Genomic DNA, 18,290 nt, shown 5'->3' with positions numbered 1-18,290 from the left:
CACCGTGGAGCTTGCTGGAACTGTAATGCCTTTATGCTGCAGATAAGCGCGGATCTTTCGAGCGCCCCAAGCCGGGTAAGTATCACGTACTGATAAAACCCTCTGCTCCACCTCCTGTGGTGAACGCCCAGGGGACGTTCTGGGCCGGCGAGAGAGATCATTCAAGTCTTCTCCCGCACGCCACCGCCTCAGCCATTTATAGCCTGTTTGTGGGCTGATACCGAACCGGCGACACAAGGCACGCCGATTAGCATTGTCCTGATCTGCAAGTCGGACAAACTCTTCTCGAAGTTTCATTGTTGAACACTCTTGCCAAGGCATCCCGGTCCCTCCCTGAATGCCATGTTAATGTGTCAACCATCTCTCCGAACACCTGTCACCTATGTCTCCGGTATGTACACGAAGACCCGGGACCCAGCTGGAAATTACCTCTGATAACGAGCTGGCTATTTCATGATGTTGCGACCGCACTTGCTTCAGCGCAGAGTGAGGTATGGCCTATTACGTGTACATGACAGCCAGCAAGAGAAACGGGACCCTATACACTGGCGTGACCAATGACTTGGCGCGGCGGGTTCATGAGCATCGGGAGAAAGTGGCGGTGTCGTTTACGGCTCAGTATGACGTGTCGTGGTTGGTTTACTTCGAAGAATTTGAGCGAATTGGGGATGCAATTGCTCGAGAGAAGAAGCGCTGGCGGAGGGCGTGGAAGCTTGATTTGATTGAGGGTTTTAATCCGACCTGGCGGGACTTGTATCTGGAGTTGGTTCGATAGACTTCTGGGCTTGGCTCTAGGTCCCGCATCAAGTGCGGGATGACGAGATGGAGGTGTGTGGGATGACGGTGGTGGGGGTTTGCCGCGGGATACACTCCAGCTTCCAATAGGGCCAAGTTAAGGACGAGTGTTGTGAGTGGTAATGGTTTGATGGAGCGGGCGGAAAGTGGTGAAAAACTATCGATAATCGGCAGAATACTTGGCATTAAGTTTTACTGGCTCATTGATTAAAAATATTGGCATGTGCCCTGCATATCTGCTAGTGAAATTCCCATTATAAATTGCGGTTTCCGGTTTGTGTTGGGGCCGTTTTGGAATACAGGCTAGCCTGAGGCCAAGCCTGATGGGGACTATTTTGCGTTTCACTAAAATCATCATTTCCGTTGCGCTTGCAGCGGGTCTTGCTGCTTGTGCTTCTGCAGGCAACGAAAACCTTCGTCATGAAACTTCTGCCAGCCTTTCTACCAAGCTGACCAAGGGCAAAACCACCAAGGCGCAGGTGCGCGCTCTGCTTGGTGACCCTGATAGCCTGGACTTTAGCGACAGCGGTAATGAGATCTGGAAGTACCAGCACATTCGCGCCAACGTGAAAGCTGAAAACTTCATTCCTGTTGTTGGCCTGCTGGCTGGTGGCCAGGACCTGAACAAGAAAGAACTGGCTCTGTTCTTCAGCAACCGTGGCGTTTTGAAAAACTACTCCATGCTGGAAACCAAGAGTGAAGTTCGCACTGGTTTGATCAACTCCAACCTTTAAAGGTTGCGGGGATAGATTGGGTTTTGGGCGGTGTGCTTGATGCGCTGCCCAGAGCTTTTTGCTTGGGACTTATTCCCCTTTTCTACCGTAGATTTCGGGTTTAGTGGTGCGTTCTGGTTCGTTGACCTCCCGAATTTCATAGGAACGCAGAAAAACGCAAAGTTGCGCATAGCAACGCAAAATGATGTTTGTCGGGTTATGCCCGTTGGTGCGCGCGGGCGTGTGGTGGTTTCTTCCACATGAAGTGTGCAGGCTTTTTTGCCGGCTTTGGTGTTTGGCGCACACTGAGGCGCCCTCTAGCGCTTTGATTTAATTTCGTAATTCCCTTTTTCTATTGCCCCCTGACAGTTCTTACACGAGTCTTATCTCAGGTTTACAGGGCTGCGCTCTGGCGGCACGCTCGGCTTAGAGAACGAAGTTCTATTCCCAGTTAAGAAGAACTCGCTGTGCGTTGCATTTACGGAGCAACGCAAACCAACGCAAAGGGGCATAGATTTGCGAATTGTGCACGTTATCCTCGCTCTGGGGCTTGGGCTGGTTGTGGCTGGCTGCGCTTCTGTTGGCAATGAGAGCCTTCGGCATTTGACGCGTGAAGGGCTGGAAAACCAGCTGGAGAACGGCAAGACAACCAAGGAAGATGTGCGCGTTGCGTTGGGCGATCCGAACACCACTGATTTTACCGATAGCGGCAATGAGATTTGGAAATACAGGCATGTAAGGACGCAGGCGAAGGTTGAGAACTTCATTCCTGTGGTTGATTTGCTTGCCAGCGGGCAGGATGTGACCACCAAGGAAGTGGCCCTGTTTTTTGATCAGGACGGTTTGCTGAGGAACTACTCCATGATTGAGGTGGAGGACGAGGTTCGCACCGGACTTATCACCGCGAACATGTAGCATAGATTTTTAGATGGGTTGGCGCGCTCGGGGTGGAAGCTTCGGGCGGTTTTGCTGCTTATGCCCCTGAGTGTTGCTGGTTATGCCCGTTGTGGTGAGGTGATATTATGAGCATATGTTCTTTTCCTAGCTTGTCAGAGACTGATGAGAGGCGCAGTATAATGAACATATGCTCATTAGAGCTGGCCGCGTTCTCTTTTCCTCACGCTCCCTGCTCTAGATTTATGTTGCTGTGCGTCTCCCCTGTCTAAATCACTGATGGTTCTTATGGGAGAGGCTGTGAAAGGAGTGTTTGTTATGCCACGTCCAAGAAAACCACGCCGAATTCATGGAACCGCAGGAGTGCGCTTTTTCAAGCCGCAGGGGGTGCCGCTGCGCACGCTTCAGGCGGCGGTTTTATCGCAGGACGGGATGGAGGCGTTGCGTCTGGCCGATGCGGAAGGGCTGGAGCATACGGCTGCTGCTGATCTGATGGGGATTTCGCGGCCTACGTTCTCCCGCCTGGTCTCCCATGCCCGCACGGTGGTTGCGACGGCGCTGACGGAGGGGCTTGCGCTGAAGATTGAGGGCGGTGCCGTTACCGCGGACGACTCCTGCCTGCCCGAAGCGGAGTTGAGTGAGGAGGACTGCCAGCGTATGCAGCGGCGTCGGCGGCGCGGGTTCTGCGGGCGGGCGAGCGTGATCTCTGAGCCTGTGCAGCTGGATGAGGCGGATGGGGCGGTTTAGGCTGACGCTGGGTGGTTGTGGTTTCTGGCTCGGTTCTGGGGCTGGGCTGTGCTTGACGGGCTGGATATCCCCGTGGGTGGGTGAGGTTATGCCCCTGCTGGCGGGTCGAATTTCGCAGGATTTGCATTAAAAAACGCGGATTCCGAAATTTTCTGGAATCCGCGGTTTTTGTGTTTCGTCAGCGCTGTTCAGCGGGAGTTATCCGCGCAGGGTACCGCCGGTAGCCTTTTGAACGGACGCAACAATCTTGTTTGAGACCGCTTCGATATCCTCATCGGTGAGGGTCTTCTTGGTCGGCTGAAGGGTTACATCAATCGCGAGGGAGCGCTGGCCTTCCGGCACGCCCTGCCCTTCGTAGATATCGAAGAGATTCACGTTTGTGATCAATGCTTTATCCGCACCTTTGGCAGCTTTCAGGAGCTTCTCAACCGGGATAGAGCTGTCTACCAGGAACGCAAAGTCCCGTTTTACCGGCATAAGATCCGCAGCATTCAGCGCACCCTTGGATTTGGTCGCTTTCTTCTTCGGCTGAGGAACAGCGTCGATGAAGACTTCGAACGCCACGAGCGGGCCTTCAATGTCCAATGCTTCCAATGTCTTAGGGTGGATTTCACCGAAGTACGCCAGGGTGTTTTTCGGGCCCATTTTGAGGGCGCCGGAGCGGCCTGGGTGGTAGTAATCCGGAGCGTCGGTGAAGACCATCAGGTTGTTTACCTGCGCACCGATGGACTGTAGTACCGCACCTGCATCAGCCTTCGCGTCGAAAACATCAATGTTTTCAGCGTTTCCGGACCAGTGGCGACCAGAACCGGTTGGTTTGGCGGTACCACGGCGGATGCCGGCGATGACCATCTTCTGGCCTTTTTCGCTATCGTTTTCAAAGACTTGGCCGACTTCGAACAAGGCGACGTCTGCGTAGCCGCGGTCTGCGTTGCGCTGTGCTGCGGAGAGCAGGCCAGGCAGCAGGGACGGGCGCATGTCGGACATGTCTGCGGAGATCGGATTTGCCAATGATAGCAGTGGGTTACCACCGCCAAAGTGCTCTGCGTGGGCTTTTGGAATGAAGGACCACAGAACGGCCTCGTCCATGCCGCGTGTTGCGAGTGCGCGACGGGCATTAGAGCGGCGGATCTGGCTAACAGTCAGAACCTTCTGGGAGATTGGCTCCATGCGCGGCAGGGTAGCAGTTGGCACTTTGTCGATGCCGACAATGCGCATAACCTCTTCTACCAAATCAGCTTTTCCGTGGATGTCCGGGCGCCAGCTTGGGGGAGAAACCTTGACCACATCACCGTTGCCAGCGACCCAGAAGCCGAGCAGGGAGAGGATAGCTTTGATCTCACTGTGGGATACTTCCAGACCGGAGAGGCGTTTGACTTCGCTGAGCGGGAAGTCGATGATGCGCTCTTCCTGTGGCACTTCTCCTACAACGTGCGCGTCGGATGCTTCGGCGCCGCCACATAGGTCCATGACCAATTTCGTAGCAGTTTCAAGGCCTTCCACCATGTACGCAGGGTCTACACCACGCTCAAAACGGTAGCGGGCGTCGGTAGATACTCCCAGTTTACGACCTGTGCGGGCGATGTTGAGCGGATCCCAGAGTGCGCTTTCAATCACCACGTTTGTGGTGTTTTCATCGCAACCTGTTGATTCTCCACCCATAATTCCGCCGAGGGACTCCAGACCGTTGTCGTCAGCAATGACAACGACGTTCTCATCGACGGCATAAGTTTTTCCGTCGAGGCCAACAAGTTCTTCACCTGCTTTGCCGTGACGAACAGTCAGGTTGCCAGAAACCTTATCTGCATCAAAGACATGCAGCGGGCGGCCCTGATCGAAGGTCATGTAGTTGGTGATGTCCACGAGGGCATTAATCGGGCGCAGACCGATAGCAACCAGACGCTTCTGCATCCATTTTGGAGACGGGCCGTTTTTGATGCCACGGACCACGCGGTAGCCGAATGCAGGGCAGTGTTCCGGGCTATCCCCTAGATCCAAAAGGATTTTTAGGTCGTTTGCGTTGCTATGTGCGTTCACTTGCGTTTTTTGCGGGGTTTTTAGCGTTCCTAAGCCGGAAGCAGCCAAATCACGTGCAATTCCGAACACACTTGCGCAGTCGGAGCGGTTCGGGGTCAGGCCGATTTCGATGACCGGATCGTCCAGACCAGCATATGCAACAAACGGAGTGCCGACTGGTGCGTCTTCTGGCAGGTCGATGACGCCGTCGTGTTCGTCGGATAACTCCAGCTCGCGCTCGGAGGCCATCATGCCGTGGCTTTCCACGTCGCGGATTTTACCGACGGACAATGTGACGTCGAGACCGGGGATGTAATCACCCGGTTTTGCGAACACGCCAATCAGGCCTTTGCGGGCGTTTGGGGCGCCGCAGACAACCTGCAGGGGCTCACCTTCGCCAGTGTCCACTTTCAGCACGCGCAGACGGTCCGCATTCGGATGCTGCTCGGCTTCCAGAACGCGGGCAATTTTGAATGTGCCAAGGCGATCAGCTGGATTGGAGATTTCTTCCACTTCCAGCCCGATCAGCGTCAGGCGCTCTACAATTTCATCAAGGCTTGCATCGGTCTCAAGATGGTCCTTGAGCCAGGAAAGGGTGAATTTCATTGTATTAGCTCTTTACGTTTGGACCAAATTACTTGGAAAGACCGGAGACCAGCGCTGGCATATCCAGCGGGCGGAAGCCGTAGTGCTTGAGCCAGCGGACGTCTGCATCAAAGAAGGCGCGCAGATCGTTCATGCCGTATTTCAGCATGGCCAGACGGTCAATGCCGATGCCCCATGCAAAGCCCTGGTACACATCCGGGTCGAGACCACAGTTGCGCAGAACGTTGGAGTGCACCATGCCGCAGCCGAGGATTTCCATCCAGTCGTTGCCGGTACCGATTTTCACTTCAGAACCGGAGCGGTCGCACTTCACGTCCACTTCCATGGATGGCTCCGTGAATGGGAAGAAGCTTGGGCGGAAGCGCAGCTCTACATCATCCACTTCGAAGAACGCTTTGAGGAACTCTTCCAATGTGCCCTTCAGGTGGCCGATATGCGTGGTCTTGTCGATCACGAGGCCTTCCAGCTGGTGGAACATTGGTGTGTGGGTCTGGTCGCTGTCACAGCGGTATGTGCGGCCCGGCATGATCAGGCGTAGCGGTGGCTCCTGAGATTTCATCGCACGGATCTGCACTGGAGATGTGTGCGTGCGCAGCAACATACGTTCGCCGTCTTCCTTCTCGTTGAAGAAGAAGGTGTCGTGCATTTCGCGGGCCGGGTGGCCTTCCGGGAAGTTGAGCGCGGTGAAGTTCAGCTCATCCGTCTCGATGTCCGGGCCTTCAGCAACGGAGAAGCCCATGTCCGCGAAGATGGCGATCAGCTCGTCAGTCACCTGAGAAATCGGGTGAATGCGGCCTTCTTCTGCCGGAGTGGTGCGCAGTGGCTGGCTCACATCAACGGTTTCAGAGGCGAGGCGCGCGTTGAGTGCCTCAACCTTCAACACGTCTTTACGAGCGGTGATCGCCTCACCAACGCGGTTTTTAAGGCCGTTGAGTGCAGGACCCATTTCCTTGCGCTCTTCCGGGCTCATTTTGCCAAGCGTTTTCATTTTTTCAGAAACGCTGCCCTTTTTGCCAAGGGCGGCAACGCGCACGTCTTCCAGTGCGGCTTCGGAGTCAGCACCGGCAATCGCGGTGTTAATCTCGGCTTCGAGTGTTTCGAGGTCGGACATAATCCCTCAAGGGTTTGGATGTGCCAGCAGCTGATTGGAACTTGTGTCCCGGCCGGGCAAATAAAATTCGTGGAGGTCTTTTAGCGAATGCTGGCAGCGCAATAAAGGGGCTGATTGATAATCAGCCTCTTAGATTTCCTCAATACTCCCGTTTTTCAGCGGAAACTTCAGGAATTACGATGAAAACACCCGCTGGGGCTACTCGTGGAATGGCACGCCCTGCCCCGCTGCCTAAACGCTCTTGCCTGAATGCACACGCACAAACGGGCGAGCACAATGGCTCTGCGGTGCGGTTTTACTCATGCATTGGGAGCTTTTAAGCCAAGCGCATAAATCGCCCACACGCCGGACCATCATGGACACGGGCGGTGATTTTTACAGCGATGTGCACGCGCAACGGCATTGGGAATCCTTTGAGGATTGGTGGTGTGGTGGAGGGTAGCGGAAATGAGGGCGGATGGGAAGGGAAATCACTTGCATCAACATCACATCCTAAAATAGAACACACTCCATGTTGCAATTGAGTTTTCTATAATGAGCCCTACGTACTCGCACCTTTCTTCTCTTGCTGAAAGTGTGACTAAATCTGCGTCAGCCATACCAAAAGAAGATTTTGCAGGCCTTGGCATTATTGCATGTAGCTCGCTATCAAACATGCCGATTTTTCCGCTATCTCGAAACACGTCTATCGAAAGTAAAACTCCGCTTTCAGAAATAATACGAACCGTCGGTAGAAAGTCAGACCGAAGGCATGATGGGTTTATTATTGTTGATGCTTCACTTCGACCAATAATGTGTAACGTGCAGTTCGTCCCACCATTTTCTAAAAATGTTGATTTCGATTTCACGCAAAACTTTGGCACGCGTTATGTCACGGCGTTGCTAAGCTCCAAAGTTGCCGGCGTGCTTTTTTCACTCGTCTTAAGTGGGTCTTATGGACTGAAGATTTTCGCCAACGGGGAGGTTGTTCATCAATGATCCAAATTCTTGGCGCTCAAAAAATCATACTCATTTCGTGCGCTATATATGCACTCATCTTCACATTGACCTCTTTGATACTAGACCAAAGTTTACTTGTATTATTGGGAAATGAAAACGCTTCACTAGCCATCAAGAATATGATTTTTGGCCTATTTGCACTCGTATTTGAAGTCGTCTTACTTCTATCTATCATGAAGGGCTGGAGGTATATCTGGAAGTGGTTCCCGATATTGAACCACTGGATCTTTCCCGATCTAAACGGCGTTTGGGATGTTAGCCTAACTTGGCATTGGGACGGCCGCATTGGCACATCAAATGCAAAGCTGACAATTATGCAAACATTTGATGATATCGGTTTTGTTATGAAGACCGATAACAACTCGGATTCTCGAACAACGTTATGTGTACCTCAACGCAACTCAGCGATTGACCGGATCGAGATTACATACAGTTACTTAGCAAAGAATATTCATCCCGAAAACGGTATTACAACCCACGAAGGTACTGCTAAGCTCGAAGTTGATATTAATGAGCACCACAAGATGAAAGGAATTTACTACACAGATCGAGGGACTTGCGGGACATACAATCTCATAAAGATGTCTGACATGAGTTCTGCACTTTAACTTAATGATACGCTGTTGTGAGTTCCTTTTCTATTAGCATTTCTCTTTCTAGAGCCATCAGAGAAAGCGGTTGCCTCTGGTGTCATCCCGGCCATTGAGCCGGGATCTATAACCACTTGCGGCACTGAGTTATTAAGAGAGGGAGACAAGATCTCCTGACGCATCTCCTCTTTTGCTTATGCTAGCTTCATTTGATGACTGAAGGTGTTTGTTGAGGCGAAAGCAGAGGAAGATTGTGCTCTGTTGCTGCCTCATGGTGTGCCTCATTGATACCGGGGGTATGAGTCCCGGGTCTCCGCCCGGGATGACTCCGGGAGGGGATGTGGGGCTTTGAGTGAAGGCGTGGGGTGTGAGGGCATTGTGGTTTGAGGTGGGGCTGGTTTTGCAGTTGAGATGATGAGCAGAGTGGTCACCTCTGGTGTCATCCCGGCCAAGGAGCCGGGATCTATACTCCCTGTAATCATTGGTGAGTTTGTGCAGTGGCGGCGGGGGACTGCTGGCTGCATACTTGGTGCATGTCTTATTACATGTACATTCTTGCGAGCCGGAAGCATGGGACGCTTTATGCCGGCGTGACCAATAATCTGCCTGAGCGTGTGCATCAGCATAAGACGAAGATGAATCCCAGTTTTACGGCCAAGTATGATGTTTCCAAGCTTGTCTACTATGAGGTTTATGAGGAACCTCATGAGGCTATTCGCAGAGAGAAGCAGGTGAAGCGTTGGAAGCGGGACTGGAAAATTCAGGCCATTGAGGAGATGAACCCTCATTGGGAGGATTTGTCACTCTCTTTGCATTTTGGGTAGAGGCTGGTGGGTATGGGTCCCGGGTCTTCGCCCGGGAGGACACCGTGAGGGCTGCTTTGCGTTTTGGCGTGAGCGCTGTGGTTGGGGAGCTTTCGGGTTTTTGTGATGAGGGCTTTGTTGATTGGTGAGTGTGGCGTTGGTGGTGAGGTGGAATGGGTCCCGGGTCTTCGCTGCGCTTCGCCCGGGATGACACCGTAGGGGCGGCGCCTTCAAACCGTTGAGGGAAGTCCCTCTCTGACCGTTGCAATAATGCATGAGTGGGGGAGGTTTTGGGTTTGGGCGTTGACAGGTTGTGGGGTTGTGTTTCACACTCATATGTGAGGCCTAGAAACCTCACGTCAGCGGTACCCGCTCCCGTAGTCTAGCGGTTTTTTTGTGCCTATCTTATAGTGCGCAGACCCTTTGCTATGAGCGGGAGGGCGGTGAATACAACACCTCCTTCGGGAGGGAATAAGCTCGCCTGTCTGACTCAGGTTTCTAGCCTCCCGCTCGCCAGCGAGCCCTAGGAAGCTTTTTTGGCGTTGCGGATCTTCAACACCCTAGTCAGTAAGGGGATTGGAATGGACGATTCTGCATGCGCGTCTAAGGCAGTTTGCCTACAAACTGCCCCAGACTTTGTTTGAGCGTATTCTTATCCGAAAACCGCTTCACACTTTTCGGGAACACGCTGGCGCCACAAACACTATCGACAATGAGTTAGATTTAGATAAAGTTCTCATCACTGTTTCTGATATCGAAAATCTTGCTTATTTTCAGCAACTTGTGCTGAGTGAGCGGATGAACCAGAGCAGTGAGCGGGATGCTTTGTTCACTTTGCATTATGCCTTGCAAGACCGCATAGAAGCGTTGAGAAAGACCTGTGGGGTTCTACAGCAGGTCGTCGACCCACAACCGATCAGTACAACATTGACGCTTCTTGAGTAACGGGTTGGGCATGGGGCGCTGAGCCCCCTGCCCTGTTCGGCTGCGTTGGCGCCTCTTCTCATCATTTTACTCGATGTTTGAGGTGTGCCTTTTCACTGTGCCGGTGCAAAGTGGCGTTTCGCCGTGGGCGGAGCCTCACCACCCTTTGTCTGCCGCCTTCTCGCTTGCTGTTTGCCCGCGACCGGCATTCGCAAGCGCATGCACCCTGCTGGTCTGCGGTGAGTAACGCGCTCCGCAGGCCAGAGCTTTGTGCTGGTGTTATGGCGTAAAAATGCAGAACAGTGTGAAGACGACCGCGATGATAGAGGCCAACGCGATGTAATAGGGCCGTGCGCAGGCGCTGGCGTAGTTGGTGTAATAGTCTTCCAACTGCCGCGGCGTTGGGTTTGGTGGGTGTCGGTCAGGTTCGCGAAGTGGGAAAATCAACATTCTGGCTTCTTTTCATTGAGGAGAACTAAGCCTATCTTTCCCTGTGTTCTTTCTGCCGGATAGCGGCCAAATTTCAAAAGCAGTTTTCAAAAATGAAGGTTCGATTGCTGGATAATCTCAATGCATTCCTCGTGCTTGCGGCTTGCGGCACGTTGAGTGAAGCCGCACAGAGGCTAGCGTGCAGTCCGGCCACACTCAGCCGCCGGATGCAGCAGCTGGAAGAGGATGTGGGGCTGAAGCTGTTTGACCGGGTGCAGGCCGGGTATGCGCTGACTGAGGACGGGCGGGATGTGCTGGAGCAGCTGGAGCCGTTTCAGTGTGCCTATGCCGGGTTTGAGCAATGGCTGAGCGCGAAGTCTCGCAAGCCGCAGGTTCGGGTTTCTGCCGGGAGCTGGACCATGAAGTTTCTCAGCCTGCATATTGCCGCGTTGTGCAAGCCGGAGGATGAGTTTGAGGTGGTGTTCATTACCAGCGAGGACCGGCTGAACATCAAAAAACGCGAGATCGACATTGGGCTGCGCAGCTCAGCCCCTGCGGAGATCGGGCTGGCGAGCAAACGTCTACCGCCCGTGGAGTTCGCGCCTTATGTGGCGGTTGGGGCTGATGCGGCGGCGGAGCAGCGGTGGGTTGGCATCGCGCCGGAGTTCGCGACCACCAACTCCTCGCGCTGGCTGCTGGAGCACCATGGCAGTGAGATGGTGATGCAAGTGAGCTCTCAACACACCTTGCTGGATATGCTATGCGCAGGGGCTGGCGCCTCTATTCTGCCGAGCTTTCTGGGGGATACGTCGCCTCAGTTACGGCAGTGCGGGCCGGTGATAGAGGAGCTGACCAAGTTCCAATGGGTGACCATGCATGATGACCGGAGGCACTTGCCCGAGGTGCGGATGATGACCGACCGGATCGTGCAAGTGATCGAACAGCATCGCAGGCGGGGCGCTGGCGCGGTGTGAGCTTCGCGAAAATTGGTGGTGTTTGTGCAATGTGGTGGTAAGGCGCGGTGGCTAGGATGATGACGTGTGTAACATGATCGGAGAAGCAGACCATGCCTACCTTGATGAAGTTTACCGGGACAAAAGAGATTTTCACCAGCGAAAAGAAGATAAAAACTGCACTGGAGAAAAAGAAAGTCGACGAGAAAGTGATCGACGACTTCACCAAGGCCATCACAAAAAAGAAACGCGCTATCAATAGTGCTTTCACAGAGAATCTGCTGAAGGATGAGAAGCTGAGTGCGGTGGAAGATAAATTCGGCTTTTCCAGCAAGGAATACAAACTCGCTTCCGGCAAGATCGGGAAAGCTATTCCGGTAGAGCTGATCCTAAGCAGCGGAAAGCCGTTTCTCATGGTTGGGAAGACGGTCTGCGTTCCGTGAGACAATGCTTGCGCATGCCCGGAAGACAAGCATAAACAACATATCGCTTTGACGCGCTGGCGAGTTTGAATTTTCAGGGGAAATAATGGCGGAGAGACAGGGATTCGAACCCTGGAGACGGTTCCCCGCCTACACACTTTCCAGGCGTGCGCCTTCGACCACTCGGCCACCTCTCCGCATTCCGCTCACCGAGTGTTCCCGGCGGCGTGAGAGGGGGTATATGCAAAACTATTGGGGGGCGCAAGAGGTCTTTTCGATTTTTTTGCCATGTATCCCCACTCTGTGGAACCAGAATGAAAACAAAGGCATTTTTCTGCCTGTCTGCACGTATTCAATCACAATCCATTACGCAGTTTTGACTGGAATTTAAGAGCGTCTGGCATGCTTGTTCTGATAGGTTGCACCTTAGATTGCATGAGGTACTGTGGATACACGCAGGCTCATTGCGAGTTTAAAAGATAGCTGACAGAAAAAGGAAGCAGACACGTGGTTGGATTTTTACTGCGTTTTATAGGTGTGTGGTTTGTCGCCATAGCGCTGGTCTCATTTGTCGTGGATGCCACTAAGAGCATTGCGACCTCCAGCTGGACCTCTTCACCACTGGGACTGATCTGGTTTGATCTGTCACCAGAAACGCTCAATGCATCCCAGGCGGCCATCCAGCGGTACGTGAGCCCTCTTCTCTGGGATCCGATTATTCAAAGCCTGTTGCTGATGCCGCCGTGGGTTATATTCGGACCTCTCGGCTTAATTATGCTATGGTATGGCGACAAGCGGCGTCGCATCAGCACAACCCTGCTGTGATGCAGAGTTCTTACAGGTAAGTGAATATGTCGTTTCTCAGAATGCTCTCAAACAAGTTTAAAATGCCGGATACAGGCACAACGCTGCCAGGCCGGGATACACCAATCATGGCTCCCGGAAAGCACTTCGTGAATGGTCATGATCTGAATGGGCCTTATCCTGAAGGGATGAAAGAGCTCTATGTGGGCATGGGATGTTACTGGGGTGCGGAGCGCGCCTTCTGGGAACTGCCGGGTGTGTATGTAACAGCTGTTGGCTTTGCCGGTGGCGCTACAAAGAATCCGACCTACCACGAAACGTGTACTGGTCAGACCGGTCACACCGAAATTGTAAAAGTGGTCTACAATCCAGAAGAAATTTCTCTGGAACAACTTTTGAAGGTATTTTGGGAGCGTCACGACCCAACGCAAGGAATGCGGCAAGGCAACGATGTGGGTACACAGTATAGATCTGCGCTTTATTTGACGAGCGAGGCAGATATTGAGACGGCTAAAGAAACAGCCAAGTCTTATCAGAATGCCCTTAAGGAAATCGGCAAAAACGCAGGGATTACCACGGAAATCGGTCCTCTCGACGTATTCTATTACGCTGAAGAATATCACCAACAATATTTGGCAAAGAATCCAGATGGATACTGTGGCCTTTCGGGCACAGGTGCGACCTGTCCATTGCCGGTTTCGCCCCAATCCCCTAAGCAATAGGTGATCAAAAATAATTTATGGATAATTGCAACCTGCTAATATTCAGGGACCAAACTGGCGGTTTTTATTGATTTTGCAGGTTGCATGGTTTCGAAATACTTATTATTTTCAATTTTATTAAACTTGCATTTGTTAAATTGCAGTTTTAGGATTAATTCTAATGACGCTAAGTCAGAATCGTCAGGATAGTATTTTAGAGATTTAATTTATGATGAGAACCAATCATATTGCAGACCAACTTTCCGCAGTAAGTACAGCACTTGAAGATGCGAGTGTTGATGCTTACGGAGATCTTTCAACAAGTGCCGTCGCGGCTCTTCTTATTATGCGACGCTCTCCGGCCATCTCCATCGGTACAGTTGCGAAAGAAGTTCGTTTAAGCCATTCCGCAACCGTGCGCCTGATTGACCGTCTTGAGAAAGACTGGTTGGTCCGACGTCTGCGCCGCAGAGGCCGGGAAGTTATGGTCGAACTGACCGTTCGCGGTAAGCGTAAAGCCGTTGAAGTGGCTGAAGCACGCCGTAAAGCAGCTCATGCGCTGCTCGGTGACATCGATGAGAGCCAATTGGACAACCTCTCCTCTCTCCTTAAGTTCATCCTGAATGACGTGGAAAGCTCTGCTTGCACACGCTTCTGCTATGATGATCCGATGGAAGATGAACAGGTTGAAGAGAACGAACCGGCCTAAGGCTTAATTTTTCTGGTTTAGTTTTTTTATTGATTTGAGTTTATTTTCCAAGCAAGAACACCGGAGTGAACGCTTCGGTGTTCTTTGCTTTTTACACTTCCCTCGCGTCCCATTAAGCTTCTCTTAAGCATAAATCTTATACAAATTACAACTAAGATTTGAATGGAGTAATTTACGCAATTCAATCTTGAGGGCGATCTCTTTTTGAGGCGATTACTGTGCGATTTCGCTCTTTCGTGCGTGTTACTTCTTTCATTCAACCAAGCGGTTTACTGCTGCAATTGTGCTGGCTAGCTGCTTGAGGTTGTGCGCATTCCTCTTTGTTATCAGAGAGTTATAATTCCAGAATGCGTTTAATAATTGGGTGGATGTATTTGGGTGTGTCATGCACCAATACTATTAAGGGAAGACCTGAAATGAGTGCTGCAGTCGGATTTGAAGAAGAGGTAGGCCAATCTGACATGGGTTCAACCAGTTGGCCAATTACCTTGGGTTGGGTTCTTGCCCTCCTGAGCTTTGGGATGAGCTGGGCTGGTGACACCGGTACAATGAGCATTCTTTCAGGATCAGCTTTCCTTCTTGCCGCCATTCCAACCGCATTGTGGTTGAAAGACAAGGAATCCGGAGCAGCCGCGCTGGCTTCAGGCATTTGCCTTGCCATTTTGGCCGCAGTTGCAAGCTCTGCTGCAGCTCTTGGTGGATATGCAGAAGGCTGGCAGATGGACTTCAACATTCTGTTCTTTGCCCCATTGGTTGTTTTAGGTTCCTCTCGCAATGGCGGTGCGCTTGGCAGTTTCCTTGCAATTTCCGCAGTTTATCTTCTTGGCAGTCTGTTCGTTTTGCCTGACTTCCTCGTGAGTGATCAGAGCACGATGTCTGGCAATCTCATCATTCTGGTTCTTCTCGCCGGTGTTACGATGGCTTTCCTGAGCGGTCAGGGCGATGCTGAAGCTTCCAACTCAACAGACAGCACTGTTTCTTCTCAAGAAGCAGCAGTTGCAGCTGAAGTTGCAGAAAATGAGCAGAAGATTGCAGAACAATCAGAACGCATCGTATTCTTTGAAAAGCACATTTCCGGTCTCCGCGACGTGGTGGACGGCCAACTTAAGAGTCTTTCGCAAAACACGCACAGCATTGTTTCTGCTTCCAAAGGTTTGGAGAACGCCACTCATAAATGCTCTGGTCATACGACCGAGGTTGTTTCCTCCTCTGATTCAGCATCCGGCAACGTTCAGACAGTTTCGGCTGCCTCTGAAGAGCTTTCCTCTTCCATCTCCGAGATCGCACGACAGATTGCACAAGCCAACGAAATGGTTGAAGCTGCAACTCGCGGTGCGCAGGAGACCAATGACACTATTGGCAGCCTCGCAGAAGCTGCAAGCCGCATTGGTGAAGTTGTAACGCTCATTCAGGCGATTGCGGAGCAGACCAATTTGCTGGCCCTTAACGCCACCATTGAAGCCGCACGCGCAGGTGAAGCAGGTAAAGGCTTTGCGGTTGTAGCAGCGGAAGTAAAAGAGCTGGCCAACCAGACCTCCAAAGCGACTGAAGAGATTGCTTCTCAGGTCTCTGCAATTCAGGGCAGAACCCGCGAAGCAGTGGAAGCAATCGGTTCTATCTCTTTGACCATGGACGACGTGAACGCCCATACAGGTGCGATTGCTGAGGCAATTACCCAGCAGGGTGATGCGACCAATGAGATTTCAGCTAATATCGCAGCTGCAGCTGACGGCACCATGGCTGTTTCCCAAAGCATTGCCAGCCTGAGTGAAGCCATGAACGAGGCGACAGGCTCCGTGTTCGAAGTGACCGAGAAAGCCAGTAAGGTTGATGGTGATCTCAATGAAGTTCACGACACGCTGGAGCGTTTCTTCCACGACGTTGCTTAATCTGCACTATAAATTCTGATGAGGCGGGTCACCTTGGCGGCCCGTTTTGTGTTTGAGCAAGGTTTCTGCTTTTCTGAAATTACGGCCTTGAGGGGCGTTTTTCAGAGTTTCATGCCGTGATTGATCACAATTTACGCAAAATTACTCAACAAACGGACTTGGAGACAATTTTATGATTGCCTTGGTCTGACGGGCTGGTATTGAGCATTCTTAATAAGGGTAACCCAAATAAGAATGGACAGGTATGGCGCAGTTTGCGTTTGGAACAGTACTTTTTGTCGACAGGCTTAGTCATGAGCCTGCGCGTCTCTTCCAAGCCCCAAAGCGCGTGCTGACCTGCCAAACTCTTTCTGAGGTCCCTCAGTTTCTTCAACAACTGGAACAAGAGCGCAAAGCGGGCTACCATCTGGCTGGCTTCTTCTCCTATGAATTTGGCTTTGCGTTTGAAGAGAAGCTAAAGCAGCGCTTCAAGGGCACGGGCAATGTGCCTCTTGCCTGGTTTGGGGTTTACGATGCGCCTCAGCTTTTGACCCGAGATGAAGAAGCGCAATGGCTGGTTGAGGCTGCTGGCAATGAAGCCGCCCCTTCTATTCACATCAACCAGTTTGACATGAGCAAAGGCGACTATGAGAGTGCCTTTGCGAAAACACAGCAGCATCTGGCGCAAGGTGACATCTACCAGATCAACCTGACCATGCGGGCAGACCTTGAGCAGACTGGAAGCGCGGCAGCTTTGTTTGACAATCTGCTGTTCCAGCAACCGGTTGGGTATGCGGCACTGCTGCATCTGGGCGATCAGAAAGTTCTGTCAATTTCTCCAGAACTGTTTTTGGAGCGCAAAGGCAAGCAACTGACGACACGTCCGATGAAGGGCACGGCTCAACGTGGGCGCACGAGCGAAGAAGATGCGCGTGTTCAGGACTGGCTGCAAAGTGATGTGAAGTCGCGTGCTGAGAACACTATGATCCTTGATCTGATGCGCAATGACCTCTCCCGTATCACCAAAGCAGGCAGCGTTTGTGTTCCCTCCCACTGTGAGGTTGAGCAGTACCGCAGCCTGTTTCAGATGACCTCTACCACCACTGGTGAGCTGGTGGATGGAGCTGAACTACCTGAAATTATCGAGGAACTGTTTCCGTGCGGGTCCATCACCGGAGCGCCAAAGCTTTGGGCCATGGAGATCATTGATGAGCTGGAGAAGAGCCCGCGCGGGATCTACACCGGCTCCATTGGCATGATCGAACCCAATGGCGACTTCACGTTCAATGTGGCGATCCGTACTCTGGTGATTGACGAGGATGGCGCAGCAGAAATGGGGACTGGCTCAGGTGTTGTATTCGATTCCGGTGCGTCACCAGAATATGATGAGTGCCTGCTGAAACTGAACTTCCTGAAGGCCTCTGAAGAGCGCTTCACCCTGTTTGAAACCATGGGCTGGACGCCTGACGAAGGCTACACGTTGCTGGAACGTCATCTGCAACGGATGGCCGACAGTGCCTCTTACTTCGGCTTCAACTGGAATCTGGATCAGGCATTGATTGTGCTTTCAGACCATGCAGCAGTGTTTGATCGCGATATGCGGGTGCGGCTTGATCTCTATGAAGATGGGCAGTTCATGTTGACTGCGCAGGAAATGCCAGCAGCAAGCGGTGATGACTGGCGGATCTGCCTTGCAGACGAGCGCGTCCATTCACAGGATCGGTTCCTGTTCCACAAAACCAGCCAGCGTCGTTTCTATGATCAGACCCGCACAGATTATGCTGCTCGGTATGGATGCTCTGAGGTCATTTTCCTCAATGAAGCTGGGTATCTGACCGAAGGCAGCTTCACCAATCTGTTTATCCGCAAGGACGGCAAGTTGCTCACCCCTGCTCTTACGCATGGGTTATTGCCGGGTGTTTTCCGCGCTGGTTTGCTGGAGCATGGATATGCAGAGGAAGCGGATCTGACAGTCCATGATTTGCAGTCAGCAGATGCCGTTTATGTTGGTAACTCCCTGCGGGGATTGATAAATGCCAGCCTCATTTCTCTTGATGCTGACGTAAGTTAGGCTTGCTTGGCTCGGGATGGACAATAGCATTCCGCAGCATCTTCAATACCTTCTACACAACTGACCAATGCTATAGCGGAATCTGGCCCTAAACCCCTCCGCTGGCTCAGGCTAGGTTTGACTGCATATCAGAAT

The 18,290-nt window shown here is 52.2% G+C and carries 19 protein-coding genes and 1 tRNA gene; 15 read left to right on the top strand and 5 right to left on the bottom strand.

Features of this window, described 5'->3' with window-relative positions:
- Positions 1-321: helix-turn-helix domain-containing protein (locus tag PsAD26_RS28715; protein WP_153041451.1), on the bottom strand; the 321-nt coding region annotated here is incomplete at its 3' end.
- A gap of 172 nt (positions 322-493) precedes the next feature.
- Here PsAD26_RS28715 and PsAD26_RS04495 point away from each other — a divergent pair.
- From PsAD26_RS04495 to PsAD26_RS04480, 4 genes are all read left to right on the top strand, one after another.
- Positions 494-775 (top strand): GIY-YIG nuclease family protein, encoded by a 282-nt coding sequence (locus tag PsAD26_RS04495; protein WP_063309446.1) that lies wholly within the window; start codon positions 494-496, stop codon positions 773-775.
- Positions 776-1,130: 355 nt separating this feature from the next.
- On the top strand, positions 1,131-1,529 hold the full coding sequence (locus PsAD26_RS04490) for a hypothetical protein (protein WP_063291033.1): 399 nt from the start codon (positions 1,131-1,133) through the stop codon (positions 1,527-1,529).
- A 504-nt stretch (positions 1,530-2,033) separates the two neighbouring features.
- Complete coding sequence (bamE, locus tag PsAD26_RS04485; RefSeq protein ID WP_244278149.1) at positions 2,034-2,423, top strand: outer membrane protein assembly factor BamE; 390 nt, start codon at positions 2,034-2,036, stop codon at positions 2,421-2,423.
- Between the two features lie 258 nt (positions 2,424-2,681).
- On the top strand, positions 2,682-3,149 hold the full coding sequence (locus PsAD26_RS04480; protein WP_208985509.1) for a DUF134 domain-containing protein: 468 nt from the start codon (positions 2,682-2,684) through the stop codon (positions 3,147-3,149).
- Between the two features lie 198 nt (positions 3,150-3,347).
- Here the strand turns inward: PsAD26_RS04480 and pheT are convergent, their stop codons facing one another.
- Positions 3,348-5,771: a phenylalanine--tRNA ligase subunit beta gene (pheT, locus tag PsAD26_RS04475; RefSeq protein ID WP_063309443.1), complete on the bottom strand. Its 2,424-nt coding sequence runs from the start codon at positions 5,769-5,771 to the stop codon at positions 3,348-3,350.
- 28 nt (positions 5,772-5,799) lie between these two features.
- Positions 5,800-6,882 carry a phenylalanine--tRNA ligase subunit alpha gene (gene pheS / locus PsAD26_RS04470; RefSeq protein ID WP_063309442.1) on the bottom strand — a complete coding sequence of 361 codons (1,083 nt, stop codon included), beginning with the start codon at positions 6,880-6,882 and terminating at the stop codon, positions 5,800-5,802.
- Between the two features lie 534 nt (positions 6,883-7,416).
- Between pheS and PsAD26_RS04465 the strand changes: the two genes are divergently transcribed.
- The 4 genes from PsAD26_RS04465 to PsAD26_RS04450 all read left to right on the top strand — a co-directional run bounded on the left by PsAD26_RS04465 (position 7,417) and on the right by PsAD26_RS04450 (position 10,219).
- Complete coding sequence (locus tag PsAD26_RS04465; RefSeq protein ID WP_153041450.1) at positions 7,417-7,860, top strand: hypothetical protein; 444 nt, start codon at positions 7,417-7,419, stop codon at positions 7,858-7,860.
- The gene (locus PsAD26_RS04460; protein ID WP_063309440.1) at positions 7,857-8,489 is read left to right on the top strand and encodes a hypothetical protein; all 633 of its coding nucleotides are present in this window, start codon (positions 7,857-7,859) and stop codon (positions 8,487-8,489) included. Before PsAD26_RS04465 ends, PsAD26_RS04460 begins: the two co-directional genes overlap by 4 nt.
- Positions 8,490-9,004: 515 nt before the next feature.
- Complete coding sequence (locus PsAD26_RS04455; RefSeq protein ID WP_063309439.1) at positions 9,005-9,295, top strand: GIY-YIG nuclease family protein; 291 nt, start codon at positions 9,005-9,007, stop codon at positions 9,293-9,295.
- 633 nt (positions 9,296-9,928) lie between these two features.
- Entirely contained in the window at positions 9,929-10,219 is a 291-nt protein-coding gene (locus tag PsAD26_RS04450; RefSeq protein ID WP_063309452.1) for a hypothetical protein, read from the top strand.
- Between the two features lie 258 nt (positions 10,220-10,477).
- Here PsAD26_RS04450 and PsAD26_RS29615 read toward each other — a convergent pair whose 3' ends face one another.
- Entirely contained in the window at positions 10,478-10,648 is a 171-nt protein-coding gene (locus PsAD26_RS29615) for a hypothetical protein (protein ID WP_193758245.1), read from the bottom strand.
- Between the two features lie 92 nt (positions 10,649-10,740).
- Here PsAD26_RS29615 and PsAD26_RS04445 point away from each other — a divergent pair, with 92 nt between their 5' ends.
- Together PsAD26_RS04445 and PsAD26_RS04440 are read left to right on the top strand one after the other, a co-directional pair.
- The gene (locus PsAD26_RS04445) at positions 10,741-11,601 is read left to right on the top strand and encodes a LysR family transcriptional regulator (protein WP_063309438.1); all 861 of its coding nucleotides are present in this window, start codon (positions 10,741-10,743) and stop codon (positions 11,599-11,601) included.
- Positions 11,602-11,693: 92 nt separating this feature from the next.
- A complete protein-coding gene (locus PsAD26_RS04440) occupies positions 11,694-12,023 on the top strand; it encodes a hypothetical protein (RefSeq protein WP_063309437.1) in 330 nt (109 codons plus the stop codon).
- Positions 12,024-12,109: 86 nt separating this feature from the next.
- Here the strand turns inward: PsAD26_RS04440 and PsAD26_RS04435 are convergent.
- A tRNA-Ser gene (locus PsAD26_RS04435) sits at positions 12,110-12,199 on the bottom strand.
- A gap of 310 nt (positions 12,200-12,509) precedes the next feature.
- On the opposite strand from PsAD26_RS04435, the gene PsAD26_RS04430 reads away from it, so the two are divergent.
- The 5 genes from PsAD26_RS04430 (at position 12,510) to pabB (ending at position 18,155) form a co-directional block, all read left to right on the top strand.
- A complete protein-coding gene (locus PsAD26_RS04430; RefSeq protein ID WP_208860253.1) occupies positions 12,510-12,827 on the top strand; it encodes a hypothetical protein in 318 nt (105 codons plus the stop codon).
- A 26-nt stretch (positions 12,828-12,853) separates the two neighbouring features.
- Positions 12,854-13,528 carry a peptide-methionine (S)-S-oxide reductase MsrA gene (gene msrA, locus PsAD26_RS04425; protein ID WP_063309436.1) on the top strand — a complete coding sequence of 225 codons (675 nt, stop codon included), beginning with the start codon at positions 12,854-12,856 and terminating at the stop codon, positions 13,526-13,528.
- A gap of 208 nt (positions 13,529-13,736) precedes the next feature.
- A complete protein-coding gene (locus PsAD26_RS04420) occupies positions 13,737-14,216 on the top strand; it encodes a MarR family transcriptional regulator (RefSeq protein WP_063286691.1) in 480 nt (159 codons plus the stop codon).
- Positions 14,217-14,632: 416 nt separating this feature from the next.
- Positions 14,633-16,105, top strand: a complete 1,473-nt coding sequence (locus PsAD26_RS04415) for a methyl-accepting chemotaxis protein (protein ID WP_063309435.1) — start codon at positions 14,633-14,635, stop codon at positions 16,103-16,105.
- Between the two features lie 244 nt (positions 16,106-16,349).
- Positions 16,350-18,155 carry an aminodeoxychorismate synthase component I gene (gene pabB / locus PsAD26_RS04410; protein WP_063309434.1) on the top strand — a complete coding sequence of 602 codons (1,806 nt, stop codon included), beginning with the start codon at positions 16,350-16,352 and terminating at the stop codon, positions 18,153-18,155.
- Positions 18,156-18,290 lie beyond the last annotated feature (135 nt).

This window comes from Pseudovibrio sp. Ad26 (assembly GCF_001623285.1).
GTDB classification, from domain to species: Bacteria; Pseudomonadota; Alphaproteobacteria; order Rhizobiales; family Stappiaceae; genus Pseudovibrio; species Pseudovibrio ascidiaceicola.
The sequence above is the reverse complement of the archived record's forward strand: the minus strand, read 5'-3'. Positions and strand labels throughout refer to the sequence as shown.